Origin of the sequence: Pseudoalteromonas sp. AOP7-A1-14, assembly GCF_052376275.1 — a bacterium.
In the GTDB taxonomy this organism is placed as follows: domain Bacteria; phylum Pseudomonadota; class Gammaproteobacteria; order Enterobacterales; family Alteromonadaceae; genus Pseudoalteromonas.
Genome location: NZ_JBQSVO010000046.1, coordinates 1 through 25135 on the forward strand (window position 1 = coordinate 1; position 25135 = coordinate 25135).

Consider the following 25135-nt stretch of genomic DNA (forward strand, 5'->3'; position numbering starts at 1 on the left):
TTAGTATTAAACTGAGGTTTTAATTAGCAAGATTACCGTTGGCAGCATTGGCAACGCTGCGCAGCGGGATCGAGATTGAGGGTTTGCTCATCTATTTTTTCTTCGCAATCACAACAGTATCCATACTGGCCAATTTCAATCTGACTCAATGCTGCTTCCAGAGTATTTAACCGGGCAATAAGTGGTTGGTATTCCGGGCCAACTTTATTAGCGAGTAATTCAATCCAAAGTGAAGGTTCGGCATCGTGTATGAGTGCTAATATCGTGTGGTGAGCTGTCTCTGACGATGTATGCAATCTTTTCAGTAGTTGACACCTTATGCTCGTAAGCTCATTGCAAACTTGCAGGTGGTAATGATTAGTGTGATTTAACATGGTGAACCCTCATCGCTGTTGAGGAGGGATTATTTATCAGTTGCTGGTTTGTCACCATGACTTGCATCAAAGAATAGGGGCTTTGGCATATATTTTTAAAACGCTTGCAACGTCTTTTTTGCTTTTAAGACGCCTTATTTCATCAAAAAGCGTGTCTGCTTGCGGATATTGCCGTTTTAAATAGCCTAGCCATTGCTTTGTACGAGAAGCAAAATACTTTTCGTCTTTACTTGGATCGTGATGCATTGAAGAGTGAATTATATGATATAAAATATGTTCCCATTGCAACGCTTGGTAGTCTTCATTGTTGATATGCGCCTTAATTTTTTTAGCTAAGTCAGGATGCGATAACGCTCCGCGACCCAGCATTAAATCGCTGCAGCCGCTTCGCTTTTGACACAGTAGAGCATCGTTCACTTGCCAAATTTCGCCATTGGCGATGACGGAAATATCTTTATCTTTAATTAGAGGTGGGATCTTTTCCCAGTATGCAGGAGGGTTATAACCATCTCGTTTAGTACGAGCATGAATAGCAATACTTGAAGCCCCAGCACTGACAACGGCATCAAAAATTTCTTGGCTGTTGCTATCATCATCAAAGCCTAAGCGGATTTTAGCACTGACATTATGCTCGTCAGCCACTGCATCACGAACAGTTTTTATTATTTGGTACATGTGCTCGGGATCTTTTAACAGCACAGCACCGCCTTTACTTCGGTTAACTGTTTTGGCAGGGCAGCCAAAGTTTAAATCAATGCCATGGGAACCAAGTTTTATGGCCTTTACTGCATTCTCAGCCAGCACGTTAGGGATTTGACCTAGTAACTGAATCCTTACAGGTGTGCCTGAACGAGTGAAACCATTGTTATGGAGTTCGGGACAGTAGCGGTAAAATACTCGCTCAGGTAAACATAAATCCACAACCCGGACAAACTCGGTAACACATAAATCAAAGCCACCGATATCAGTAAGTAATTGGCGCATTTTAAAATCGACAACACCTTCCATCGGCGCTAACACTAATTTCATCAACAAGGCTCAATTAAAGACTGGAAAGGGCGCGTAGTTTACTCTGATAATACTGTTATCTCAAGTAAGCACCTTTGGTCATTAAATGTATTTCTTCTCGTTAATTGGCTTTAACAACCATAGTTAATTTACGATAAAGAAATTTATTTTAAAATTCGTGAAATATACTGTTTTAGTTAAGGCTAGTTGTTTACTGAGAGTGATTAAAATAAACATAGTTAAAGATAATTCAACCGCATTGATATTAAGAGCAGTTGTTATCGGTACAGCATGCTTTACAGCAAAAAATGCACAAGTTAGCCCATTTTAGTTCCATAAATGGTACTGAGTATCAAGTTGACGCTACAGAAGTTAAGTGAAGGGAGTGCAATGCGCCGAAGAGAAAAACGACACAAAGCGCAGCTAATCAGCTTATTTTGTGATTTAGTATAGTAAATTAGTTAGTGCCGTGAGGCCTTTATACTAATAGTCCGCAGTAGTAATAAAAACACATAAAAAAACCATTACTAAAGAGGTTGTCGTCCATGATGTATCGCGTATACAGCAAAAGATCTTCAGTGATTGAAAATGTATCTTACTACACAGCTCCGGGTCAGGAAATGACTGAAAATGAATTGCCTATAAGCCTTATCGCAATCACTTCACAATGGCTCTATTTAGCAAATACCACGTAACTTAAGTTATCAATTTACCGTGCAGCTGACGCACCATCAGAGCAATCTAGTTACTTTATAATATATCGTGATAATGGCGATAAGATACAATTTCTAACCCCTAGTGGCATGAAAGCTTTATTATTGGGGATTATTGAAACGCCGATGATTTTACTCTTAATGAAGTGTGTTTCAGGTAGCGCAACATGCACCTCAGTTTACTGATGAATAATTACAACAAGGTACATTAGTTATCCTAACAGCAATGGCCGAACGTGGTGTAAGAGTGACAAAAATCAAGCTTAAAACCTTTATACATAGCCTGACATCGTCTATTATATGCGGCGAATTATCGTGCTTAATAAAAGGTAGTAAAAATGTCAGATGATAAAGATTTTAAAGATCCGTTTAACGTTATGTACTTCATCGCTTTTTTAGCGGTTTTTGTTGGTATAGGTTGTCTCAATGCTATTTTAGGTTGGATCACCACTTTATCTTAATTTGCTTTATGTAAATTGATAGGTTGTTGTTGCGACCTAATATACCCGAGTCACCTTAAAATGCAGAATTTAGCGCTTCACAGAGGCTTATTATCGAGAAGTTACTTTGCAACAATGGCAGTTCCTTGGGTATATTACTAATTTTAATAACTTCTTACCGACAACCGATTTATCTAGTGTTATAATTACCTGCTTTGTAATATTAACTATTTGAGCAGTTCAAATTATGACTCAAGCAACGCCAGCAATTATTAAAGATAGCATTACTACTATTGTGGATTACCCAAAGGCGGGTATTTTATTTCGCGATGTCACTACTCTAATGGCAAATCCATCTGCTTTTCAGGCAACTATTAATGCTTTTATTGATGCCTACAAAAATCAAGGATTCACCAAAATCATTGGCACTGAATCTCGTGGTTTTATCTTTGGTGCACCATTATCCTATGCATTAGGCATCCCGTTCATTCCTGTAAGAAAGCCAGGTAAGTTACCACGTGAAGTGATCTCACAAGATTACCAATTGGAGTATGGTGACGACGTGCTTGAACTGCATACCGACGCTATAGTTAAAGGTGATAAAGTATTATTAGTTGATGACTTATTAGCAACAGGTGGTACGATTGAAGCCACTATTAAATTAGTTAATAAGTTAGGTGGCAATGCCACAGACGCGGCATTTGTTGTGTCATTACCAGAGCTTGGTGGTGAACAACGTATTGAAAAAATGGGCGTTAATATTTTAAAGTTGGTTGAATTCGAAGGCGAATAATTCATGAGTTATCAGGTCCTAGCGAGAAAATGGCGACCACAGACCTTTCACCAATTGGTCGGTCAGTCTCATGTGAGACAAGCGCTAATTAATGCGTTGACACAAAACAGACTGCACCACGCTTATTTATTCACCGGGACCCGAGGCGTAGGTAAAACCACGATTGCGCGTATTTTTGCCAAAAGTCTTAATTGTGATGAAGGTATTTCTGCTGATCCGTGTGGAAAATGCAGTAGTTGTACTGATATTGAGGCTGGGCGTTATATTGATTTATTAGAAATCGATGCGGCGTCACGTACCAAGGTGGAAGACACTCGGGAAATCCTTGATAACGTTCAATATGCACCAACTCGTGGTCGTTACAAAGTGTACTTGATTGATGAAGTACATATGCTCTCAAAGCATAGCTTTAACGCATTATTAAAAACGTTGGAAGAGCCTCCAGAGCATGTAAAATTTTTACTCGCTACCACGGATCCACAAAAACTACCTGTCACTATTTTATCGCGATGCCTACAATTTAATTTAAATGCGATATCACAACCAGAAATTAAACAACAGCTTGAATTTGTACTTCACGAAGAAAAGTTGAGTTACGACAGTCAAGCGCTGCAAATTATTGCCAAATCTGCAGATGGCAGTATGCGTGACGCACTAAGCTTAACTGACCAAGCTATTGCACAGACTAACGGCGATATTAATCATCAAGCCGTGCAGGCCATGCTCGGATTAATGGATACCCATTATAGTCAGCATATGTTGGCAGCTTTACTCGCTCAAGACGGTAAAACATTACTTGATGAAATAGCGGCAGTGGCTACTAAAAGTCCAAACTATCCTGCCTTGTTAGATGACTTAATCGCACTGACACATGTTATTCAGCTTACTCAGTTAGTCCCTAGTGCAGCTGAGCTTGATGAACATAATCAAGAATTTGTAGAGCAGGTAGCTGCAAGTTGTGATGCTAAGCAGATTCAAGTGTATTATCAGTTATTATTGAACGGAAAAAAAGACCTACACTGGGCGCCAGAACCACGACTTGGTTTTGAAATGGTGCTACTGCGTTTACTTGCGTTTGAACCGAGCGAGCAGTTTGCTCAAGCACCCATAAACAATAACAGTCTGCAGCAAAGTGTGGAAGTAAAACAACAACGTGCAAGCTCACTGCGCGACATTATTAATAAAACTAAACCGCAATCTAACGACATAGATGTACATAAAGCTGACCAAAATAAAGCGCCAACGAGTAATGAATCTGTCTCTATAAATACTCAGCAAGTACATGATATTGCTCATGCTCATGCTCATGCTCAAGTAAATGATGTGCAAATCGCTGATAATTATCAAGCTAACAACGTTGCGAATAGTGACAATGAAACTGATATCGAAGCTAATGAATCATTATCTGAATCATCGCCAAGTATTGATGAAGCAACGATTGCGTCGCAATTTGATGATGTGATGAGCCAAGCGACAGAGCAAGGTTTTCAGCAACAGCCAGGAAAGAATGAAACTGACTCTGAGCCACAAGCTCATGATAGTAACCTTCATGGATGGTCCGAAACTGAATCTCAAAATGCTGAACCGCATAATTTGGAAACCGAAACGGTTTCGCCTGCTAATTCGCCAGTGCAGTTTGCAGGTGGTGACGTTGCACAAAAAGAGGCGCAAGCACAATCTGCTATTGCCCGCATATTACGTGATAGAAATATATCAGGTACAGGTACTTTATCAGGTGCTAAAATTGAACCTACGTCAATTCAAGCAAGCACTGAATCTGAGGACCCTTCGCCAAAAAAGCTACAACCCCAACAAAAAGGGGCAGTACAAAAACCAATAGCGAATAAAACAGCTAAAGTTGATTTTAAGCAAAAACATCAAACTATCACTGAGAATTTAGCGACAGAGTTACTTGAGCAAATTAACCCGCAAAAAACCGTGAATAAAGTAGAGGCAGAACCACAAATACCTGTGCCTGATGACTTTGAAAGCCCGATAAGCAGTATTAAGTTTGCTCACGAACAAGATGAATGGGCATATTTAATTAAACGAATGGGGCTTGGTGGCCGAATGCGCCAATTTGCGCTGCATTCTATTTTTAACAAAAATGACCTACAACTACGCATTAGTGTTGACTCGTCGCAAAAACATTTAGATAGTCCGGTACTTAGACAAAAGCTAGATGCTGCACTAAGCGAAATATACAACCGTAATGTTGAGCTGACCATTGAGTTTGCTCAAGGAGTCATTGATTCGCCATTTTTAATTCAGCAAAAAATTGATGCTGGTCGATATCAACAAGCGATAGATGTGATTAATTCAGACAACAATATCATCCAGTTTAAGCAATTATTTAGCGCAGAAATTGACGAAAACAGTATTCAGGCATTGTAATTCACTACAATAGCCCTTATCTTCAAGCCAACTAAGTATTTTAGAAAGAGAGAGAATTATGTTTAAAGGTGGAATGGGTAATATGATGAAGCAAGCGCAGGAAATGCAAGAGCGCATGCAAAAAACCCAAAATGAAATTGCCAGCATGGAAGTTGTTGGTGAAGCGGGTGCCGGTCTTGTAAAAGTAACTATGCTTGGTAATCACAATGTACGTCGTGTTGAACTTGATCAAAGCCTAATGGAAGACGATAAAGACATGATTGAAGACTTACTAGCAGCGGCTTGTAATGACGCAGTCCGCCGTGTTGCAGATGAAACACAAGAGCGCATGAGTAAAGTAACTGGCGGTATGGAATTGCCACCAGGTATGAAAATGCCGTTCTAACACAAGGTTGAATAGCTAGATAATGCAATTATCACCTTCACTCACTACGCTTATTGATGCGCTACGATGTCAGCCGGGCATTGGGCCTAAATCTGCGCAGCGTATTGCGTTTCACTTACTGGAACGCGATCGACGTGGCGGCACGCAGTTGGGTCAAGCACTGACTAAAGCGATGACTGCCGTCGGGCATTGCCAAACGTGTCGTACTTTTTGTGAGCAACCGCAATGCGAAATTTGCTTAAGCAATAAACGCCAAGACAGTGGTCTATTGTGTGTTGTTGAGTCGCCAACTGATGTACTCGCAATTGAACAAACAGGCCAATATAAAGGGCTATATTTTGTTCTAATGGGGCACTTATCACCCATTGATGGTATTGGGCCCAATGAAATTGGCCTTGATGTGCTTGAACGTCAATTAAAGCAGGGCGCAGTAAATGAAGTGATTTTAGCCACTAACCCAAGTGTTGAAGGCGAAACTACAGCGCATTTTATTGCCCAGCTTTGCCATAAATATCAAGTGGGCGCGTCACGCATTGCCCATGGTATACCGGTTGGTGGGGAGCTTGATTTATTGGATGGCATGACACTTACACATGCCTTTAATGGTCGTCGTATCGTTAGCCAAGAATAATAAACTTACCCACAACTTAACTAAAAGCCTGCACTTATTTATGCAGGCTTTTTTGTAGTCTAAAATTTATAGTGTTGAGCTTATAACCTCAAGGGGTAGTCATGCCTTCCGATGAAGCTAAATCTGCTACCATTACCGATAACTTTGTTGCTCCTGCGTGTGATGACTTTATAGAAATACTCTATCAAGATGATGATATATTACTTATTAATAAACCCAGTGGGCTGTTTAGCTTGTCAGGGAAGAACCTGCTTAATTGGGATTCAGTGCATTATCGTTTGGTGCACGGGCAAGCGGGAAGAACGCCGTCTTTTGTTAATGCTAAGCTCCCCCATAGGTTAGATTTTGGTACCTCAGGTATTATGGTTGTGGCGCTTAATAATGAGTCGGCAAGTCATCTTAATAAACAATTTCAAGCACGTAAGGTAAAAAAAAGTTACGTGGCAGTGCTTGAAGGATGGCTTAATGATGATGAAGGAGTATTCAGTGCGCCAATTGCTAAAGATAAGGAACTTTTCCCAAAAGTTAAGATTTGTCATATCCAAGGAAAACACGCCAGCAGTGAGTATAAAGTGTTGCAGCGCTTAGAAAATCCTAAGCGCTGCTTGGTACGTTATAACCCGCATACGGGGCGTACTCACCAATTACGAATACACAGCTTGAGGCTAGGCCACGCTATTTTAGGTTGCGATTTGTATAAAAGCGCACAAAGTGAAGCGATGGCTTCGCGTTTATTATTACATGCCAGCGATATTTACTTTCAGCACCCAAAAAATAACCAACAGATGCACGGGCAGTGCCCATGCTCATTTTAATATTCCGTAGGCATATCTCTTCTTGAGTTATGTCAATCTTGCTTTTTACTAACTAAAGTGACTTCACCAAATACATCAGCATCAATAAAGCCAAGATTACGACTTCCCTTAACAGGCTCAATTTTATGGGAGCCCATAAAGTGCTCTCTTACGTCGCTGCCGTCGTTATCACAGTATGCGAGCATAAAACCAATTACTTTATCAGCAGTTATCGTCAGTGGTGTGTTTTCGCCGTCTTGCTTATAATTATCAACGTAGAGCTTAATTGCAACCTCCCAAATAATGTTGTTAGGGGTTTTGGGGTCGCGCTTCCAATTACTAATAAGATGATCAGTGTATAAGTGTGGTTTTTTATCTGGGCCAAAATCAGCAGCCTGATTATCTAAACCGATGTGATAAGCAAAAGCAGTGTGATTGTATTGATGGTTTCCACCCGAAGCGTCGCTATCTATAAATATTTCTAGTGCATCATCATCCCAATATTTATCAATAGGGTTAGCATGGGAATCAATTAAGACATCATCAACAATAATCGCTTGTAAATAAAGGTAATTTTCATCCCACAATAGCCGGTATTTACCACTGAAATCTGTTTTAGAAGGAAGTACGCCATCCATTAAATGTGGCATCGCGTGCCAATCTGCATGTTGCCAAGCAGCGTCAGTGACTCCATCAATGACAATCGGAGTATCGGTGTAATTTGCCTGTTGCGCCATCACTTGGCTACTAAATAAAAGTGAGGCTGCTAATAACTTTATGCTCATGTTCTTACTCGCTTATTTTATAAATTATTTAAGTTAACAGATTACGACTATTTTTTCACGATAGTAATAAAATCTAAACGAGGGCATGGTTTGCGTTAATATTGTCTAAGTGTGAATATTAACCTCAGTGGTTTTTAAATTTTTTCTGGAAGTTAGCAAACCTTACCCGGTATATATTACATAACCCAGACACTTTGCTGATTGGAGGTTTACACAATGACTGCAGCAAAAAAGAAACGCTAGGCTTTCAAACAGAAGTTAAGCAATTACTTAACTTAATAAACCACTAAATCCAGTCAATCTCCGTTATTAATTTCTATCCCAAAATAATGCTTTTTAAAAAATATAAAACAATAGTTTACCATCATCTTGACGCCACCTATCGCTGTCTATCACCGAATAAAAACTAATAATACCCGTGAGAATTGCGTACCACGCCGTGTAGCATCATTTTATAATTAATACTTTGGGACACAAATGAAGTTAAAAGCCAATGAATATAACGGCTGCGAAGTTAAAGAGCATTAACGGACAAACCTGTTCGCTACAAAATAGGCACTTATCTAGCAAAGACTTTAGCGATACCTCGTGAAGAGAGTGTCAGAAAATGAAAGTCCAGTGCATGATCCATGGTATCAACTGGTACAAGTTCTAATGTTTAATGATGCGAGATATTAAACAGGATAACATCATGTATAAACGGTGATTTGCGCGAGCAATATATATCAGAGATAAACATCACTTTTCAGTATTGCTTAAATCCATGAATGATGAAAACTTGGCGACGTGCAGGGGCGAAGGATTTGCGTTTAACTCGATCATTGAACTTAGATCGGCCCTTAGATTTTTCTTGCGACAAGGTTATATATCTAATTCTGAATTTGAAGCTTTACGCCCTAGTGATTTTGCTAATGACGATAAGCCAAGAGAGCCTCATTTACCGCTTAATGAGTGTCGGTTAATTTGGAGTAACGTTGATCAGCTAGCCTTAACTGATAGAAATAGGGGCTTTACGGTGCGCTATGGTTTTTGGCTGTCGTATTAATACACTCGATACGGCGCATAAGTCGGACTTTGATTTAGATAATCGCCTATTACTGTAAGAAGAAAATACGAATGGATTGATAAGTGGGTGGGTATGCTAAAAAAAGAGCAGCCTGCTGATTTAATCTCTCATAGCATCTATCTATAGTAGGCTTTAACCAACGGTTTGGCTTCCCATAATGGGCTGGTGATATAAATTCCCCGCGGTATACTTGTCCTTGTAAATATCCAGGGGTAATGCCCTCCATAGCGACTACTTATTTTTTGTGTAATACATACTGGATGGAAGGCTCATTTCGTTATTCTTAATAAACATTTTAGTTGTGCTTGTACTTCTCATACTTCAAGCCATGGATGATATGTTTAAGTTGTAAGGTCAACAAACTGATTTTTTTATGACAATGTAACATTTTGCGAATGATACAGCGCCAACATCAGCTATGTTAGATAGAATTTTTCATCACTCATATATTGATCAAATTAAGGGTGAGAGTTACAGGATCAAAGAAAAGTAACAAATCTGATTAATGTAAAACTTTAATAAATAGTGGATCATTGTTCAAATGGTGGAGTGATTCACTTTTTTGGTTGCTGTTGATACTTGGCATAAAATCATTGATTCAGAATGGTTATCGAAGCACGAAAAACTGCCAGTTAAGAAACAACGCCTGCTGTGATTAACAAGCGAACACCACGCATAGCTTGTTTTGTTTTAACAACGAGGGGAGGCGCCATTGGTTAACGTGATGTGTTAGTTCATTGTAGCACTGGCTAAAGCGATGGCTTCGCGTTTATTATTCATGCGAGCGAGTTACATTTTGAACATCCAACCAGCGAAAAACGTATTCATGGTCAATGCCCTTGTTCGTTTTAATTATTTAAAGTAATAATCATTAAGCGATTATTACTTTAATACCAAGGCGTTCAAGCCCCTCTAAATAATTGTTGGGTATATTGCTGTCGGTAACCACTGTAGTGACTGCTGCCGGTTCAAGAATTTTATGTAGGCAAACATGTTCGAACTTAGATGAATCAGTAACAATTATTATTTCAGACGCGATTTTACACATCACTCTATTTAACAATGCTTCAGCCTCAAAGTGTGTGGTAATGCCGCGTTCCATATGAAAACCATCAACGCCTAAGAATAGTTTATCAACATGTAAATCTTCTAAGCACTTTTCAGCTGAGCTACCAAAAAAAGACATATTTTTACGTCTTAATGTACCGCCAAGTAACATAACGTCTACTTCGTCATATACCGACAGCTTATTCACAACATTTAAACCATTAGTAATAATGGTCAAATTTTCTTTATCTTTTAAGTGCGCCGCAATTTGAATGGTGGTAGATCCCGAATCTAAAATGATTGAATCATCAGAGTTAATTAGTTGGGCAGCGGCTTTACCAATACTGAGTTTTTCTTCAGCATGGAGTGTTTGTTTCCGGTCTATGGCGAGTTCGGTTTCAATTACATTTTTTTCTTTCAGCATTGCCCCGCCGTATGAACGAGCAGCAATACCTTGCTGCTCTAAAAATCGCAGGTCTTTTCTTATTGTAACGGTTGATACGTCATATTTCTCTGCGAGGTGAGGGACTTGTACGCTGCCTGTTTCCTTTAACATTCGACTAATTTGCTCACGTCTTTGGCTGGTGTCGCGCATAATTTCCCTTTTATAAAAAAGTTTCAAACCTAAATAATGAAGCATAATTATATATGAAATGAAACATTATTACCAATAAAGCCTTTCGGTTTTATAAATAATTAAAAAATAATATACGCTATAAATTAAAGTATAGCGTGATTAGCCTACCTATCTATTCAAATGTATCAACAAAAGGGGGAAGCTTATTTAATGTAAAAGCCACTCAAGATATGAGTGGCTTTTATTAAAAAGAAGTCATAAAAAAATATCGTTTTATTTAATAATTTTTATTTTGAACCCTTCGTTAAAATTCTGAAACGAGTTTGTCGACAACGGCCTCAAGATAATCTTTTTGTGCGGGATTAAACCCCATATGTTTAACCCTTATGTTTCCATTTTTTCCTATTATATAGGCTGTTGGCATAGCTATAATTTCGTAATCAGTGCCCACTGTACTGTTATAGCCAGCTACAACAGGGTATGAAACGGGGTGTTGAGCTAAAAACGCATTAGCGGCCTCTGACTCTTGCTCTAAGTTTATTGCAATTACCTCAAAGCCTTTGTCTGCATACTCTTTTCGTAGCGCATTTAAAAAAGGGAATGAGCGGCGACATGGTACGCACCATGACGCCCAAAAATCAACATACACTACTTTGCCTTTATAATCAGATAGGGTGATCGTGTGTTCATTGTTTAATAACGGTAAAGAAAATGCTGGAGCAGTTTCTTTTACCGCTAACGGCTGAGCTACACAAAAAGAGCATCCTATGTACAACAATAAATAGATAATTGGCTTCATTAATTAACCGCCTTTGTTGGCGTCAACTCTAATAACAAGTAACCTTTAAATTGAGTCTTTAATTTAGCGCTGGCCCCTGAGACTGTGCCTAAAATTTTATTATTCACATAATCTTTTATTTGATACTCGCCTTGTTCTAACCCTCTTAGTTCTACTTCGCCACCCCAGCTATCGGCATAAAATGCGTAGTACATATTAGCGCCTTTTTGTATTGCATGGGTTTCTGGGAGGTCAAAACCAATATCGTATAGCTCCCCTAAATAGATACCTTTCGGTAGCATTTTTTCTTTATATATATCAATCCATTTTTTCCATGTTTGTTCTGTTTCTTTATCTAAGGCAAACTCAGCGGCAATACCTGTTGAGTTAGGCATGGTAAATTTTGTGCCAATAATACCTCCAATACCAACAGATGATGCGAAGTCATTGGCATTATCGCTAAGTTCAACATGATCTCCATAATAAGGTGACGATTCGCCCATTAAACCTTTTAGCGTCTTTCCTTTGTGGCGTATTTGCCAAGACGATAATGGGTCTGAGCTAACAGTCTGATTCATATAGGGCAAGTTATGGAAAGCGTACGATGTGCCGCAAGGACAAATTTCAATCACCGCATCGGGGTTTACTTCTTTTGCTGTTTTAAATATTTCTTCCCAATACTCAGCTAACTTTTCTACAGACTCTTCTGGGTGTTCATGATTGTGTGCAGGGTTATAACAAGGTGCAACGCCGTTGAGGTGGTGTCCGTCAATTTTGAGTCCTTCATATCCCCATTCCCCCAGCATTTTGCGAACAAGTGCTTTACTGTGCTCAATTGTGTCTTTGTAGGCAGGGCAAAGGTAAAAACTATTCCACCATGTTACGTCTTGAGCAGCTCCGTTTTCATCAAGTAATAACATATCGGTGTGTTCGTGTAATAAGTCGGTGCCAGGATCTACCGCTAAAGGAGCCCACCATAATTTTGCTTTTAGCCCGGCTTCGTTTATTTTGGATACAAAGGCTTTCATATCTTCATCGCCATTGGGAAACTTTTTACGATCTAAGTACCAATCTCCTTCAGCTGTTTGCCAACCATCATCGAGAACAGCCCATTCTAAGCCCATTTTTTTAGCGGTTTCTAATGTACCAAGCACTTCATTTACATCAAAGTTACGATCGTAACCCCACGCACACCAAATAGGTTCGTATGCTGAGTCGGGTACATCAGCCATTTTTAACCCTTTATCAGCCATTACTTTGCGGTAGTTTTTAAGTGTGACGTAATAATCGTTATTATGGATGTTTACAAAGGTTTGAATGGTATTCAGTGTTTCACCTTTTTTGAGTTCATTTCCTTTTTCAAGCTCAACGTGAATTGTTGCACCGTTATCTGTTTTTCTATAATTAAGTGGTAATGAGACTAATTTGGGCGATGTTTCGGTATGGCCGACGGCAATACCTATATCTTTTCGCCATAAATCAACGATTGCAGTGCCGCCGCCGTAATCAGATGAGTTCATGCCCATGTAATTTTGTTGGCTATAACCAGGAGTGATTGGGGTTATCCAATCTCTTCGATCTACATAAGAAGCGCCCTGATAAGACCAGTAAGCGGGTTGCTCGGCTTGAACTGTTTTATCGTCTAAAAGTGTGTAGTCGTTATTAACCCATTTTACAATTTTAATATTAGCGTCAGTTGTATTAGTGTAACTCACATTAAAAAATGCCATAGTCGGGTAACGTTTATATACACTCACGACTGTTTTTTTAAGCAGTCCCTGTGATGATATACCGCTTAGCTCTACTTGAGTGCCGTTGCCTAATTCGTTTTCTATTGGCTGCACTTTTTTTTCAATAAAGTTAAAGTCGCTAATTACTTTTTTATCAAGTGTCACCACATATTCACTAGGCTTAATGTCGCCTAACGCTATTTGGGTTCCGTTTACATTCCCGACAATATTGCTATGTAGTAAATTATTAAATTCTAAAGAAAGAGCATCTGTTTTTACGGTGTAGACTATATCATTGTTTATATTTGAGTTAATTGCTTGTTTAGAACAGCTTATAAGTGAAAAAATGCTAATGGCGCAAATGAGTAAGTTAGAGGTATAATTTTTTTTCATTATTTGTCCTTTAAAATAATATATTGAAAGTGCAAAGCTAACGGTTAGTTTTCACTTATATTGAAAAAACGAATGGCGTTGTTAGCATATAAATTATCAATCACGCTTTTTGGTAATGCTAAACCCACGATATCGCCATCCACTTCAGGCACACTTAATGACTTATCCGTATTTAGATACAGCCAGTCTTCAGTCCATTTCTTATGAGTTTCTTTTTTAAGCTGCATATCAACAGCATCTGGATCGTGAGTTAAATCAGTCGCATATAAAATACGAGTTTGATATTTAATAAAAAATTCACGTACTTTCTGTCTATCGAGTTTTGATTGATACTGAATTTGCCCCATTCTTGCTGCCAAATCGACAACTGTATTTGGGTAGGTATCTAAAAATAAGGCTATTTCATCAACGCTCCACTCTAAACTTGCTAAGTGTGCTCCCATAAAATGCATATCAGGGTGTTTATTAAGCATATTGTTACGTACTTGCATTTGTTGCTCATAGCTTGGCATTTCAGGGTGTAAATACATATGGTATTGTGGATGGGCGGCAAAATATTGTTTATCATTATTTACCGTCATTTTACTCACAGGTAACCAGCAATTTTTAGGCTCGCCTTGATGACCAATTAATGGAATGTTTTTATTGGTTAAATGGTTAAAAATAGGATCGAAAATTGGATCGTCAATCATTACCAAATTTTGTTTTTGGTTTTTAAAGTCCATCCCTATGTTTTTCCATACTTTTACTGCTTTTGCGCCTTTATCCACTGCTGAATCAATGCGTTTAATTACGTTGTTTTTCCATTGCGGGGTATCTGCGCCTTGCATTGAAAACGTAGTAACGAAATAAAAATTATGCGGGTATTTTTTCGAAAATAACTCCGCAATACTCGCTTGTTTATCAATACTAGGGAAGTCGGGGTAGTCGACGTTTATTGATAGTAACTTTATGTTATCTTTTTGCGCTTGCTCAATAAAAGCGGCAGATGTGCTATTGGCATGTACATGAGCGTCAATTTTATTTACTGAATAGTAATCACTCATTGTGTAGTGTGCACTGTTAGCGTTATCACTTACGCTTGAGCAACCGGTTAAAGAAAATGCGAGAACAGAAATCGCGACAATGTGTTTTTTCATAATAGCCTCTCAAAAATTAGTTACTAGATTTGTTATTTTCAGGCTCTATAGCCAATAATATTGCTGCGATAATGGCGAGTATGATGCCTAAAATCTTAAGCTCATTCGGGATAACCCCAATAAAAAGGATACTTAATATTGAAGAAATTAAAGGGGCACCTGCGTTTGTTAAAGGCGACACTACCATTGCTTTGCCATAACGAAATGCATAAACCAAGCATAAGGCACCAATAGAGTTTAGGATTTGAATACTTGCAATTGATGGGATTGTACTAAAATCAAAGTCTTTTAATGACTGTGTATCAGTCATAAAGTAAGCAACAGGAATTAATAGAAGCGCCGTAATTGTCATGTAAAAAAAGATACTTTCGGCGTTCATATGGTTATTAGAGAACTTCATAAAAAAAGCTTGTAGCCCCCATGCAGCCATTACTGAAATAGCGAGTAAGAACCATACTAAATTGTGGGTACTTGATTCATCGCCTTGTGAGTATTCAAATAATGGCAGTGTTATTAGCGCTAAAAAAATACCAATAGTGCCTAGTTTGCCAGTACGTTCTTTGAGTAATAAAAAAGATAAAACGATAGTGATGAGTGGCGACAATGAAACAATGGGGAAAATAAGGTAAGCAGGGCCGGTATCTACAGCATGGAATAACAGCATTTGACCACCCGAGCCAAGAAACCCAATTGTACACCCCAGTAAAATTGAGTATTTATCAGTTGCTAATTTCCAGCCGACTAATTTAAGGGCGATAACGCAAGGAATGACCATTGTCACAGCCCAAATAGAATAAATAATTGTTGAGGGAGTGCCGCTTCCGAGCATTGCGGTAAGTGCCCCCCATAATCCCCACATAACGGTAACAGCGACCGCGAAAAGTAACCAAGGTTTTTGCATTTTGTATATCTCTTATTATATTGGTGATAGCTTTTATCGTATTGAATGATGCGAAGTTATATCTAAACGTTGTTATCGAATGCCTATATATTTTGTATAGGCATTCGTTTTTAGCATTAAAACTTAAAAAGATGCACGTACGCCTAAGCTAAGTGTTCTTCCATATAGTTGAATGGAGCCGGGCATATCATCTCGACCTTGATATGTTTGGTTTGATTCATCAAGCAAATTTTGTGCTTCAACAAAGACTTGAAAGTTTTCGTCAATGTCATATTGCATTGATGCAGAAACAATATATTGCTCATCCATAGATGTTTGATAATCATCACCAAGTGGGCTAAATGGGTCAGTTACGTAACCATCGGTATAATCTAGTGCTATTTGGGTGCTGAATTTATCATCTTCATAAATGAATGAAACAGAGTATGAGTTATCAGCAACACCTGATAACGAACCCGCATCTACCCCATCGACTGTTGTACTTGTGTCTGTATAGGCATAGCTTGCGGTAAATCCAAAACCACTTTCGAAGAATTTCTGTACACTTAGTTCAGCACCTAAAACTTCTGCTGAATCGCCGTTAATAGGCTGAGTTACTTGGAATATTTCGGATGCAATTTCTACTTGAGTGGTATTCATTGTAATAAAACCGTCCAAGTCTTTCCAAAATATGGCACCGGCTAACAATCCACCGTCTTCAAAATACCACTCTAGAGAAAGATCGGCTTGATCTGAAAATACTGGCTCAATACTTGGGTTGCCACTAATCGCCATAGTGAATAACCCCGACTGTGCGTTATCGGTCGTAAGTGGAGCCAATTGATCTAAAGTTGGTCGCGATAATGACTGTGCTAATGCGCCACGTAACAAAAGATCTTCGCTAAGGTAAAAACCCGCATTTATTGCGGGAAGCAACTTACTATAGCTTCCTTGTGCTTCTTGGTTGGCACTATCCGAATAGGTAACATCCCAAGATGGATTCGCTGCGTCGGGGTTAACGATTTGTATAGACTGGATAGAGTTATAAGAATATTTAGACGACACTTCGGTTTCAATCCAACGTAAACCAACATTAGCAAACCATTCTTCGCCGGCTAAATCGGCTTGAACATAAACTGCGGTCGTATCTTCTGTAATATCATAAGAATTTACGGGGTTAAAAATAGGTGACCACAAATCAGACTCATTCTCGGAAAATGTTCTTTCATTTCCTAAATAGTCTGTAATTGTTTGACCATCTGATGCCGCTAAACCGGCTGCATAATCAGGGATACTAAAAATTGGAAAAGAGCGGGGAATATTTGCAGAATCACCAGCAAAGAAATCATCATAAGGGAATTCTCTGGTAACATCAGCGCCCACTTCGCCAAAAGTGAACGGATAGCCACAATAATTACAAGCGCCTAGTTCATAGTTATCGTAAGCGGCATTTGTTTTATCTCTTGATGTAAACGCAGCACCAAACTGTACTTTTGGCATATATTCATAATCGAGAAATAGCTCCGCATCTAATGAAACACCGGTAACGGTGTCTTTAATATCGCTGCCATCACGAGCAGCCCAGTGCGGTGAAAAATCGTCATTGCCAAAGTCGTCAGATGTTCTGCCTTGTGTCCAATTTGCAATGTAATCAGGTAAACCGCCAGAATTAGACTCGTAATGACCAGTATGCGCACCAGGCGCACCCGCAACAACGTAAGTATTTTTACCGCCTGAGTCACGCTCAGAACTTGATTGGTAAATATCACCTTTAATAGTTAAATCATCGGTCGCATTAAAAGTACCACTTAAGCCAAACATTTTGGTATCAACAGTTCGGTGTTCATCCAATGTGATTAATTCCATCGACACATCTGCAATATCCATTGCTGTTACAACGTTACCATCGAGAACAATATTCGATAATCGATTTTGTGTAGCGCTTTCGTCTGCCATATAAAAGGACTGAGAGTATCCAGTTGCATCAGATTCTAGTTTTGTAAGCATTACATCGGCAACAAGTTCAAAACGATCGGATACTTTCCATTCAATCGAAGACGTAGCACCGGTACGTTGAAAGTCAGTTGCATAAACACCTAGTGCGTACGAACCAGGCATAACAAGGTTGGTTTCGTCAGAAGTGATATTTCCGTCATTGTTAACATCGTATGATATTTCATCATCGACACCAAAGAAGAAATTATCAAACATCTCATCGGTGCGTCTAGTGCCTGTTGAGTGTGATAAGCCAAAAATGAAGCCAACGGTATCATCAGAAAATGTATTACTATAAATAGCATTTAATTTTTTACCGGTATCTTCTGATAAATCATTGTAATCAGCGGTGGCAGAAAAAAGCATTTGCTGGCCTGGGTTATCAAAGGCACGCGCTGACTTAAGGTTGACAGCACCACCAATACTACCTTCTATATTTTTTGCTTCTACCGATTTCCATACATCCGCACCACTTATCATTTCAGAAGGGAGTACATCAAATGCAAAGTTACGACCGCCATCGTCGGTTGCTAAAATTCGATTGTTAAGTGTTACAATACTAAACTCTGGTCCGAGTCCTCGAATATTTACATATTGAGCTTCACCACCCCGAGTACGGCTAACAGTAATCCCCGAAATATGAGAAAGGGAATCCGCTACATTATTATCAGGAAACCGACCCAACTCTTCGGCGGCAATTGAATCAACTAAAGATTTAGCTTCTTGTTTTATATCTGACGATTTAGCAAGACTGCCACGAACACCTGTAATACTAATTACTTCAATGTCTTTACTTTCTTGCGTTTCTTGAGCTAGCACTTGTTGATGACATGCGCCAAATATTGCAATCGTCAATAAGGTTTTTTTAAAGCTGATCCTGTTGTTCATAATATTCACCTGTGGATTTTTTATTGTAATAAATATAGAAATTATTTTACTAAACCGCACAATTATATTGAAGGACATTGAAACCGCTGTCAAACGAAAGGTGACAATAAAATGAAATTAAATTAAAGTAATATTAACAATTGAGATTGATTTGCAATCTAAATGCATCTTTTTATTTAATTTTAATGGTTTTTATTATAAAGTGAAGCTAAATGAAACTAAAAGTTGTTTACTTGTTTCTATGTTTGTTTCATACTCAGCTCAGTTTCTTAAAAACATTTCAGTTTTAATTGCTTTATTAGGAGGTCAATTGAAAGTATTACAAGATTTAATTCAACAGCATAAAATGGGTAAACAAAATGGCTTATATTCAGTGTGTTCATCACACCCATTAGTGCTTGAGGCTGCTATGAAGCATGCATTAAATAAGGGGGAACATCTGATAGTTGAAGCAACGTCGAATCAAGTGAATCAAGATGGTGGTTATACAGGTAAAACACCGAGTGATTTTTATGATCTAATCCATGTTTTAGCTAATAAAGTAGGTTTACCTCTTGATAAAGTTATTTTGGGTGGAGATCATTTAGGTCCAAATTGTTGGCAGGATTTATCCGCTGAAGAAGCGATGGCTAAATCAGATGTGCTTATAGATGCTTATGTTAGTGCTGGTTTTAGAAAAATTCATTTAGATTGTTCAATGTCTTGTTCAGATGATCCTGTCCCCCTAGGAGATGCTGATGTTGCTAAACGTGCCGCTCGGATGTGCGCTGTCGCTGAAAAAGCATGGCATAAAGTAGGCGGTGAACCACCAGTTTACATTATAGGTACGGAGGTGCCCGTTCCTGGTGGGGCGCAGGAAGGGTTAGATTGCTTAGAAGTTACATCATCTGAGGCAGCGAATGAAACAATTAATGTGCATTATGACGCGTTTATTAAAGTGGGCTTAAAAGATGCTTGGGAGCGTATTATTGGCTTAGTTGTTCAGCCTGGTGTTGAGTTTGATCACCATAAAGTGATTGCCTTCGAGCCTGAAAAAGCGGCCGTATTGAGTCAATTTATTGAGTCAAATAAAAATATGGTATTTGAAGCACATTCAACTGATTATCAATCCGTTGGACATTTGAGTGAATTAGTAAAAGGGCATTTTGCAATATTAAAGGTTGGTCCGTGGTTAACATTCGCGCTTCGCGAAGCCGTTTGGGCTTTGGATGCTATTGAAAAAGAGTGGATAGACTTAGAATCACGCTCAAATGTAAAAAGTGTCATCTTAGAAGCAATGCATGAAAACCCAGTCTATTGGAAAAAATATTATGCAACTGAGGCAAAGCAACAAGCCTTAGATTGCCAGTACAGCTTAAGTGATCGAGTTCGTTATTATTGGCCTACGCCAAAAGTTGATTTTGCATTAGATCTATTGATTAGTAATCTTCAGCTTTCTCCACCACCTTTAACGCTACTTAGCCAGTTTATGCCCGAGCAGCATCAAGCTATTAAAGATGGAAAACTAAAAATGAATATACGTGAATTAATTTTTCATAAAATCTCTCAAGTATTAGAGCAGTATTCTGTTGCTTGTAATACAGCTGTTAACGCTTAAAAAAGGACGCTTAATCTATGACTTACTTAAACTACTCTCAAGATTTATTAAAAGAGAAAGACGCGTATTGGACGGCAAAAGAGATTCAACAACAGCCAGCATGTTGGGATAAAGTGCTCTCTAATTTAATACAAGTTCAGCCTAGTATTGATGCATTTTTGAAACCTATTTTAGCAAAGCCTAATTTACGAATTATTTTTACAGGCGCAGGTACATCTGCTTTTGTTGGTGAGAGTATTGCTCCTGCGGTTTGTGCTAAGTTAGGTAAACGAGTAGAGGCGATAGCTACAACTGATTTAGTATCAAATCCACATGATTATTTTCAATCGGATATACCAACTCTTTTAGTGTCGTTTGCTCGCTCAGGAAATAGCCCAGAAAGTGTTGCCTCTGTTGACTATGCTGATTCGCTAGTCAAGGAGTGTTACCAGTTAGCAATTACATGTAACGAAGAGGGCGAGTTGTATAAGCGCTGTTCTGACACTAATAAATTTGCTTTATTAATGCCTCCAGAAACAAACGATATAAGTTTTGCAATGACGTCGAGCTTTAGCTCGATGATGCTATCTGCATTGTATGTTTTTTGCCCGGTAGAAAATTTCAAATTACAATTTGAAAAAAGCATGGCCGCTACAGAGTCGTTAATAACGCGTTATGACCAAATAATAAAAACAGTTGCAAATAAAAAGTACGAACGCGTTATCTATCTTGGAAGTGGTATATTCAAAGGGCTTGCTCGAGAAGGTGCATTAAAATTACTTGAGCTTACCGACGGTGTAGCAGTGTCGAGCTTTGATTCTCCGTTAGGGTTCAGGCATGGACCAAAAGCAATTGTGAATGATAAAACGCTCGTTATATTATTTATTTCAAATCACCCGTTAACGCGTAAATATGATTTAGATTTACTCACTGAGCTAACCGGTGACTCAGAAGTAGGTGAGATAATTGTTGTTGATGCAAAAGCAAGTGAAGAACACGTTGGCTTTGAATGTTTGTCTTTATCAGGAGTGGAAAATACAGAAGATATATTTTTGCTTTTCCCTTATATTGTTTGCGTGCAAATGTATGGTTTTGAGCATGCCTTAGCGATTAATAATACACCCGATAACCCTAGTTCATCTGGAACAATAAACCGTGTTGTGCAAGGTGTAAATATCTATGCTTTATAAGCAAAGATGATTGAACAGGAGAAACATTATGTATTATTTAGGTGTTGATGGCGGTGGAACAAAAACGGCGTTTGCATTACTTGATCATGAACATAATGTAGTAGCAAGCCATGAGTCTGGAACTTGTTACTATGTTGAAGTTGGCTTGGGCGGTGCTCAATCGGTTTTAGAGTCCGGTGTTAAAGCACTGCTTGAACAAGTGAACGGTTCAGTAGGTGATATTACTTTTGCTTTTTTTGGGTTACCCGCATATGGCGAAGACAGTAAGTTAATTAATGAAATTAATGCTTTGCCGTCACACTTTATGTGCTCTGATAAGTATCATTGTGATAATGATATGGTCAATGGTTGGGCTGCTGCATTTAATGGGGCTGACGGTATTAACATTGTTTCAGGGACTGGTTCAATCGCTTATGGCGTGAGTAATAACCAAAATGCTCGCTGTGGTGGTTGGGGGGAGCTTTTTAGTGATGAAGGCTCTGCTTATTGGATTGGCCGTAAAGGACTGCAAGTATTTACAAAAATGAGTGATGGGCGATTAGCCAAAGGGCCGCTATACTTTTTATTAAAAACGACGTTTGATATTGAAAGTGACCTAGATATTACAGGGTTAGTGCTTAGTGATTGGAATGGGGATAGAAGTAAAGTGGCTTCTATTTCTACTTTAGTTTGTAAGGCTGCTTCAGAGGGCGACAAATACGCCATAGCCATTTTAGATGATGCGGCTAACGAATTAGCTGAAATAGTTGAAGGGGTTCGTAAAGTATTACCGTTCGCTGAAGGTGAAGAGGTTAAGGTATCTTATTCTGGCGGTGTGTTTAATGCTGGGGCATTAGTGCTGTCTCCTTTTATTAATGCGTTAAAGCGTTTTTCGTGTAACTATAAACTTTATGAGCCACTTCAGACCCCCGTTGTTGGTGCTGCTTTATACGCTGAGCGCTTAGCTAACTTAAAAAATATAAAATAAAAATGAAATAATGATCAGGGCGTGTTTACCTTTGGTAATTAAATTTACAGCAGTATGTGTGGTATTTACGCAAAGCAACCTATGATGTGTGGTTGCTCCTCACAAATAGGCGATAGCGCAGTATAAAGGCAATACATGCGCTACTTTTTTGGTTCTTCTAGGGGCAATTGACTCTTTTTTGCTTACATGGATGTAGGTAAACGGCGTGAGCAGGATGCGTAACTTTGCTCAATTTTTACTTATTCTTACATTGATGTCAGTCAGTAGAAGAGTGCAGGAGCAGTTATAGAGCCCGCCAGGTTAAAAGCTTCGCGCTGGGGTTAATCGTCCCTAGATTGAACAAAGTCTAATCCACAAAGAACAACACACCCTAAGGTAATTTTTTTATAGCCTACACGGATGCAGGCTATAAGAATAATGAAAGGGCAGTTTCCTATTTCAAATAATAATTCCCCTGTAATAAACACCAGTGTGAGTAATTAAATAGCTTCTTTTTACTTTTCCTTATCAAAAATATATTTGTTTTGCCTTGAAGTTTTATTACCTTACCCCATATATGTTGCATAACGCAGACACTTTGCTAATTGGAGATTTACACAATGACTGCAGCACAAAAAGAAACACTAGGCTTTCAAACAGAAGTTAAGCAATTACTTAACTTAATGATCCATTCACTTTACTCTAATAAAGAAATATTTTTACGTGAACTGGTATCAAATGCCTCAGATGCAGCGGACAAATTACGCTTTTTAGCGTTATCAAATGGCGATTTATACGAAAAAGATGCCGATTTAAAAGTGCGTATCAGCACCGATAAAGAAGCTAATACCGTCACTATTTCTGATAATGGTATTGGTATGACTCGTGACGAAGTCATCAACTCTTTAGGTACTATTGCAAAATCAGGTACTGCTGAATTTTTCAAAAATTTAACTGGCGACCAAAATAAAGATTCAAAATTAATAGGTCAATTTGGTGTTGGTTTCTACTCAGCATTTATCGTTTCTGAAAAAGTGACAGTGCGCACCCGCAAAGCAGGTGAAAGCCAAGGTATTGAATGGCAATCAGAAGGTGAAGGTGAATATACCTTACAAGAGATCGAAAAAGAAGGTCGTGGTACAGAAGTAATCCTTCACTTACGTAAAGACGAGACTGAGTTCGCTGATGACCACCGTCTGCGTGGTATCGTTACTAAATACTCTGATCATATCTCAATTCCGGTTGAAATGTATAAAGCAGAAGTACCTGAGTCAGAAGGTCCTGACGGTGAAAAGATCCCCGCAGAGCCTGCGGCATGGGAAAGTATTAACAGAGCCACGGCACTTTGGACGCGTGATAAGTCAGAGATAAATGAAGACGAATACAAAGAGTTTTACAAACACGTAAGTCATGATTGGGAAGATCCACTAAGTTGGGGCCATAATAAGGTTGAAGGTAAAACAGAGTATACAAGCTTATTATACATACCTAAAAAAGCGCCTTTCGACTTATGGAACCGTGAACGTCAAAGTGGCTTAAAGCTTTACGTGCAACGTGTATTTGTAATGGATGACGCTGAGCAGTTTATGCCTAGCTACTTACGTTTTGTGAAAGGTTTACTTGATTCAAATGATTTACCGTTAAATGTGTCGCGGGAAATTTTACAAGATAATAAAGTAACTCAAGCAATCCGCAAAGGTTGTACCTCACGCGTATTAAAAATGCTTGAGCGTATGGCTAAAAACAAAACTGAAGATTACCAAACATTCTGGAATGAATTTGGTCAAGTGATCAAAGAAGGGCCAGCAGAAGATTCAGTAAATAAAGAAGCGATTGCTAAGCTATTACGTTTTTCGTCAACGCATACAGACGAAAGCACGCAAAATGTGTCGCTCGAGCAATATATTGAACGCATGGATGAAGAGCAAGATGCAATTTATTATGTTGTTGCAGACTCGTTTGCTACTGCAAAAAATTCACCGCACTTAGAGATCTTCCGTAAGAAAGGTATCGAAGTTTTACTATTAAGTGACCGTGTTGATGAGTGGATGATGAGCCACTTAACAGAGTTTGCTGAAAAACCGTTTAAATCAATCACCCGTGGCGATCTTGATTTAGGTAAAATGGATGATGAAGAAACTAAAAAGGCCCAAGAAGAGTCTGAAAAAGATGTTGCTGGCCTTGTTGAACGTATCAAAGCAGCGTTGGGTGAAGCAGTAAAAGATGTACGATTTACTCATCGTTTAACTGACTCACCAGCCTGTGTAGTGAGTGATGACAATGATATGAGTTCGCAAATGCAAAAGCTTATGGAGTCAGTGGGTCAACCTGCGCCAGAAGCGAAGCCTATTTTTGAGTTGAACCCTGATCATCAGCTTGTTAAGCATTTAAATGACGAGCAAGGTGAAGATAAGTTTAGCCAATGGTCGCACGTATTACTTGATCAAGCGTTACTTGCAGAGCGCGGTACATTAAAAGACCCAGCAGGGTTTGTATCTCGCCTTAATAAACTGATGCTTGATTTGAACAAGTAAAGTAATCAGCTTTTATAAGTGTTGAATGTAAAAAGGGAACTCAGGTTCCCTTTTTTATTATGCAAATGATGGTTAGTAT

The 25135-nt window shown here is 38.8% G+C and carries 21 protein-coding genes and 1 pseudogene; 13 read left to right on the forward strand and 9 right to left on the reverse strand.

Going from position 1 to position 25135, the window contains the following annotated elements:
- Positions 1-32: 32 nt before the first annotated feature.
- Both ACT3RM_RS08925 and ACT3RM_RS08930 read right to left on the reverse strand, forming a co-directional pair.
- Positions 33-296, reverse strand: coding sequence for a conjugal transfer protein TraR (locus ACT3RM_RS08925; RefSeq protein WP_441836445.1), 264 nt, complete (start codon positions 294-296; stop codon positions 33-35).
- A gap of 144 nt (positions 297-440) precedes the next feature.
- Positions 441-1403, reverse strand: coding sequence for a tRNA-dihydrouridine synthase (locus ACT3RM_RS08930; RefSeq protein ID WP_441836444.1), 963 nt, complete (start codon positions 1401-1403; stop codon positions 441-443).
- Positions 1404-1927: 524 nt separating this feature from the next.
- Here ACT3RM_RS08930 and ACT3RM_RS08935 point away from each other — a divergent pair.
- From ACT3RM_RS08935 to ACT3RM_RS08965, 7 genes are all read left to right on the forward strand, one after another.
- Complete coding sequence (locus tag ACT3RM_RS08935) at positions 1928-2077, forward strand: hypothetical protein (RefSeq protein WP_444511361.1); 150 nt, start codon at positions 1928-1930, stop codon at positions 2075-2077.
- Between the two features lie 356 nt (positions 2078-2433).
- On the forward strand, positions 2434-2556 hold the full coding sequence (locus ACT3RM_RS08940) for a hypothetical protein (RefSeq protein WP_441836443.1): 123 nt from the start codon (positions 2434-2436) through the stop codon (positions 2554-2556).
- Between the two features lie 226 nt (positions 2557-2782).
- Positions 2783-3328: an adenine phosphoribosyltransferase gene (gene apt / locus ACT3RM_RS08945; protein WP_441836442.1), complete on the forward strand. Its 546-nt coding sequence runs from the start codon at positions 2783-2785 to the stop codon at positions 3326-3328.
- A 3-nt stretch (positions 3329-3331) separates the two neighbouring features.
- Positions 3332-5722, forward strand: coding sequence for a DNA polymerase III subunit gamma/tau (gene dnaX, locus ACT3RM_RS08950; RefSeq protein WP_441836441.1), 2391 nt, complete (start codon positions 3332-3334; stop codon positions 5720-5722).
- A 58-nt stretch (positions 5723-5780) separates the two neighbouring features.
- Positions 5781-6107, forward strand: a complete 327-nt coding sequence (locus ACT3RM_RS08955; RefSeq protein ID WP_441836440.1) for a YbaB/EbfC family nucleoid-associated protein — start codon at positions 5781-5783, stop codon at positions 6105-6107.
- A gap of 22 nt (positions 6108-6129) precedes the next feature.
- Positions 6130-6738, forward strand: coding sequence for a recombination mediator RecR (recR, locus tag ACT3RM_RS08960; protein WP_441836439.1), 609 nt, complete (start codon positions 6130-6132; stop codon positions 6736-6738).
- Positions 6739-6839: 101 nt separating this feature from the next.
- Positions 6840-7553, forward strand: a complete 714-nt coding sequence (locus ACT3RM_RS08965; protein WP_441835895.1) for an RluA family pseudouridine synthase — start codon at positions 6840-6842, stop codon at positions 7551-7553.
- A 32-nt stretch (positions 7554-7585) separates the two neighbouring features.
- Here ACT3RM_RS08965 and ACT3RM_RS08970 read toward each other — a convergent pair whose 3' ends face one another.
- Entirely contained in the window at positions 7586-8317 is a 732-nt protein-coding gene (locus tag ACT3RM_RS08970; RefSeq protein ID WP_441835896.1) for a CBM9 family sugar-binding protein, read from the reverse strand.
- Positions 8318-9167: 850 nt separating this feature from the next.
- On the opposite strand from ACT3RM_RS08970, the gene ACT3RM_RS08975 reads away from it, so the two are divergent.
- Together ACT3RM_RS08975 and ACT3RM_RS08980 are read left to right on the forward strand one after the other, a co-directional pair.
- On the forward strand, positions 9168-9362 hold the full coding sequence (locus ACT3RM_RS08975) for a hypothetical protein (RefSeq protein WP_444511362.1): 195 nt from the start codon (positions 9168-9170) through the stop codon (positions 9360-9362).
- 427 nt (positions 9363-9789) lie between these two features.
- Positions 9790-9876 (forward strand): annotated as a pseudogene (locus ACT3RM_RS08980) (ATP-binding protein); the annotation flags it as partial.
- A gap of 378 nt (positions 9877-10254) precedes the next feature.
- Here the strand turns inward: ACT3RM_RS08980 and agaR are convergent.
- From agaR to ACT3RM_RS09010, 6 genes are all read right to left on the reverse strand, one after another.
- A complete protein-coding gene (gene agaR, locus ACT3RM_RS08985; RefSeq protein WP_441835897.1) occupies positions 10255-11025 on the reverse strand; it encodes a transcriptional repressor AgaR in 771 nt (256 codons plus the stop codon).
- Positions 11026-11311: 286 nt separating this feature from the next.
- Positions 11312-11806, reverse strand: a complete 495-nt coding sequence (locus ACT3RM_RS08990) for a TlpA family protein disulfide reductase (RefSeq protein WP_441835898.1) — start codon at positions 11804-11806, stop codon at positions 11312-11314.
- Complete coding sequence (locus tag ACT3RM_RS08995; protein WP_441835899.1) at positions 11806-13908, reverse strand: glycoside hydrolase family 36 protein; 2103 nt, start codon at positions 13906-13908, stop codon at positions 11806-11808. The genes ACT3RM_RS08990 and ACT3RM_RS08995 overlap by 1 nt, the downstream gene beginning before the upstream one ends.
- 44 nt (positions 13909-13952) lie before the next feature.
- Positions 13953-15047 carry an amidohydrolase family protein gene (locus ACT3RM_RS09000; RefSeq protein WP_441835900.1) on the reverse strand — a complete coding sequence of 365 codons (1095 nt, stop codon included), beginning with the start codon at positions 15045-15047 and terminating at the stop codon, positions 13953-13955.
- 16 nt (positions 15048-15063) lie between these two features.
- The gene (locus ACT3RM_RS09005; RefSeq protein WP_441835901.1) at positions 15064-15948 is read right to left on the reverse strand and encodes a DMT family transporter; all 885 of its coding nucleotides are present in this window, start codon (positions 15946-15948) and stop codon (positions 15064-15066) included.
- A 123-nt stretch (positions 15949-16071) separates the two neighbouring features.
- Positions 16072-18810: a TonB-dependent receptor gene (locus ACT3RM_RS09010; protein ID WP_441835902.1), complete on the reverse strand. Its 2739-nt coding sequence runs from the start codon at positions 18808-18810 to the stop codon at positions 16072-16074.
- A gap of 310 nt (positions 18811-19120) precedes the next feature.
- On the opposite strand from ACT3RM_RS09010, the gene ACT3RM_RS09015 reads away from it, so the two are divergent.
- From ACT3RM_RS09015 to htpG, 4 genes are all read left to right on the forward strand, one after another.
- Positions 19121-20407: a D-tagatose-bisphosphate aldolase, class II, non-catalytic subunit gene (locus ACT3RM_RS09015; RefSeq protein ID WP_441836581.1), complete on the forward strand. Its 1287-nt coding sequence runs from the start codon at positions 19121-19123 to the stop codon at positions 20405-20407.
- Positions 20408-20424: 17 nt separating this feature from the next.
- Positions 20425-21576 carry an SIS domain-containing protein gene (locus ACT3RM_RS09020; RefSeq protein ID WP_441836582.1) on the forward strand — a complete coding sequence of 384 codons (1152 nt, stop codon included), beginning with the start codon at positions 20425-20427 and terminating at the stop codon, positions 21574-21576.
- Between the two features lie 28 nt (positions 21577-21604).
- Positions 21605-22543, forward strand: coding sequence for an N-acetylglucosamine kinase (locus ACT3RM_RS09025; protein WP_441836583.1), 939 nt, complete (start codon positions 21605-21607; stop codon positions 22541-22543).
- A gap of 599 nt (positions 22544-23142) precedes the next feature.
- Positions 23143-25056, forward strand: coding sequence for a molecular chaperone HtpG (gene htpG / locus ACT3RM_RS09030; protein ID WP_441993165.1), 1914 nt, complete (start codon positions 23143-23145; stop codon positions 25054-25056).
- The last annotated feature ends 79 nt before the right edge of the window (positions 25057-25135 follow it).

Excerpts from the sequence above, each read along its gene's own strand:
- recR (WP_441836439.1), top strand. The coding sequence starts at position 6,130 with ATGCAATTATCACCTTCACTCACTACGCTTATTGATGCGCTACGATGT.
- ACT3RM_RS08970 (WP_441835896.1), bottom strand. The coding sequence starts at position 8,317 with ATGAGCATAAAGTTATTAGCAGCCTCACTTTTATTTAGTAGCCAAGTG.
- agaR (WP_441835897.1), bottom strand. The coding sequence starts at position 11,025 with ATGCGCGACACCAGCCAAAGACGTGAGCAAATTAGTCGAATGTTAAAG.
- ACT3RM_RS08995 (WP_441835899.1), bottom strand. The coding sequence starts at position 13,908 with ATGAAAAAAAATTATACCTCTAACTTACTCATTTGCGCCATTAGCATT.
- ACT3RM_RS08990 (WP_441835898.1), bottom strand. The coding sequence starts at position 11,806 with ATGAAGCCAATTATCTATTTATTGTTGTACATAGGATGCTCTTTTTGT.
- ACT3RM_RS08955 (WP_441836440.1), top strand. The coding sequence starts at position 5,781 with ATGTTTAAAGGTGGAATGGGTAATATGATGAAGCAAGCGCAGGAAATG.
- dnaX (WP_441836441.1), top strand. The coding sequence starts at position 3,332 with ATGAGTTATCAGGTCCTAGCGAGAAAATGGCGACCACAGACCTTTCAC.
- ACT3RM_RS08965 (WP_441835895.1), top strand. The coding sequence starts at position 6,840 with ATGCCTTCCGATGAAGCTAAATCTGCTACCATTACCGATAACTTTGTT.
- ACT3RM_RS08935 (WP_444511361.1), top strand. The coding sequence starts at position 1,928 with ATGATGTATCGCGTATACAGCAAAAGATCTTCAGTGATTGAAAATGTA.
- apt (WP_441836442.1), top strand. The coding sequence starts at position 2,783 with ATGACTCAAGCAACGCCAGCAATTATTAAAGATAGCATTACTACTATT.
- ACT3RM_RS09010 (WP_441835902.1), bottom strand. The coding sequence starts at position 18,810 with ATGAACAACAGGATCAGCTTTAAAAAAACCTTATTGACGATTGCAATA.
- ACT3RM_RS09000 (WP_441835900.1), bottom strand. The coding sequence starts at position 15,047 with ATGAAAAAACACATTGTCGCGATTTCTGTTCTCGCATTTTCTTTAACC.
- htpG (WP_441993165.1), top strand. The coding sequence starts at position 23,143 with ATGACTGCAGCACAAAAAGAAACACTAGGCTTTCAAACAGAAGTTAAG.
- ACT3RM_RS08940 (WP_441836443.1), top strand. The coding sequence starts at position 2,434 with ATGTCAGATGATAAAGATTTTAAAGATCCGTTTAACGTTATGTACTTC.
- ACT3RM_RS09025 (WP_441836583.1), top strand. The coding sequence starts at position 21,605 with ATGTATTATTTAGGTGTTGATGGCGGTGGAACAAAAACGGCGTTTGCA.
- ACT3RM_RS09005 (WP_441835901.1), bottom strand. The coding sequence starts at position 15,948 with ATGCAAAAACCTTGGTTACTTTTCGCGGTCGCTGTTACCGTTATGTGG.
- ACT3RM_RS09020 (WP_441836582.1), top strand. The coding sequence starts at position 20,425 with ATGACTTACTTAAACTACTCTCAAGATTTATTAAAAGAGAAAGACGCG.
- ACT3RM_RS08930 (WP_441836444.1), bottom strand. The coding sequence starts at position 1,403 with ATGAAATTAGTGTTAGCGCCGATGGAAGGTGTTGTCGATTTTAAAATG.